Here is a 1,422-nt window from a genome sequence, read left to right on the forward strand (position 1 = left end):
GCTGTAGATTCAATCTGTCAACGCAACACCCCTTTCAATTATCTCTTTAGGTGTTTTGAACTTCAGTGTCTTTCTCGGTCTGTTGTTTAGCTGAGCTGCAACCTGATCCAGCTCATATTGAGTATATTGGGCAAGGCATGTCTTTTTGGGAAAGTACTGTCGGATTAGCCCATTAGTGTTTTCGTTTGTTCCCCGCTGCCAGGGGCTCTGAGGATCGCAGAAGTAAACTTTAACTCCTGTGCTGCCAGTAAATTCCAGATGTCTGGCCAGCTCCATTCCTCTGTCCCATGTCAGTGATCGCCGGAGTTCAGGTGGTAAGCTCAGGAATTTATCTGTAAGAGCCTGATTCACTGATAAAGCGTCTTTGCCCCTGAGTCTCAGGATGATCGTATAACGTGATTTTCGGTCTACAAGTGTGGCTATATGGGAGTTTTTTGTACCCGAGACTAAATCGCCTTCCCAGTGTCCCAGAGAGCGTCTGTTATCGATATGCCGGGAACGTTCGTGGATTGGCGTTCCGTTCACTATGTTGATAGTGCCTCTTTCACCTTTGCGAGTATGGCGCCTGCCATGACGGAGGCTGTGCGATCGGCGCAGGTGCTGTACGTTCAGGTGGTGTAGCGCTTCACGACTACGAAAGTAAAGCGTCTTATAAATTGTCTCAGGTGATATTCGTAGTGTTTTTTGACGCGGCTTCGTTCGCCTTAACCATCCTGATATTTGCTCTGGGGACCACTTCATCTCAAGCTTTTCCAGAACAAGCTCTCGCAACGGCATATTCTGATCCAGTAAGCACGGTTTTGGTCTTTTAGCCATCCTGTTGGCCCGGTTATTCGCATCAACGGCTTTGTAATAGCGCCTACCACGATTACGCTGAACTTCACGTGAGATTGTTGAAGGGCTACGATTCAGCATTGTAGCGATGGCTCGAATGCTCATTTTAGCTGACAGACCGGCTCGTATTTCCTCGCGCTCAGACAGCGTCAGGTGAGCAACAGCTCGCTTGCGCTCATTGGGTTTTATGCCGCCAGTATCTCTTAACATCGTGAAGATGGTCCCTGGTTTCGAACCCAGGATATTAGCTATCTCACTGAAGCCTTTTCCGTTCTTCCACAGTTCAAAAACAGATGTTTTTTCCTTTGCTGTAAATGTTCGTCTCATTCAACAATCCTCCGCAACTACATGTTTTCACATGACTGTTGCGTTGACCAATTGAATCTACAGCGGCGTACTTCGCAAAGCTGTCCGACTGAGGTACGCCTTTATCCGTGACAACTCCTGTTGCTGGCCTGTTCGCCTGCTCTGTCGGGTGCTGGATGTTCATCCCAGTGGTTTTTACGCCTGGCTTCAGCAGCCGCATTCACAACGCCATCAGGCAGACCTGAGACTGACAGGACAGATTAAACAGTTCTGGCTGGAATC

Annotated in this window: 1 protein-coding gene and 1 pseudogene; one reads left to right on the forward strand and one right to left on the reverse strand. The window is 48.5% G+C overall.

Annotated elements, in window-relative coordinates:
• Positions 1–9: 9 nt before the first annotated feature.
• Positions 10–1,161, reverse strand: a complete 1,152-nt coding sequence (locus M989_RS23480; protein ID WP_001254955.1) for an IS30-like element IS30H family transposase — start codon at positions 1,159–1,161, stop codon at positions 10–12.
• Between the two features lie 64 nt (positions 1,162–1,225).
• Between M989_RS23480 and M989_RS25365 the strand changes: the two are divergent.
• Positions 1,226–1,422 (forward strand): annotated as a pseudogene (locus tag M989_RS25365) (IS3 family transposase); the annotation flags it as partial.

The organism is Kluyvera georgiana ATCC 51603 (genome assembly GCF_001654985.1).
In the GTDB taxonomy this organism is placed as follows: Bacteria; Pseudomonadota; Gammaproteobacteria; order Enterobacterales; family Enterobacteriaceae; genus Kluyvera; species Kluyvera georgiana.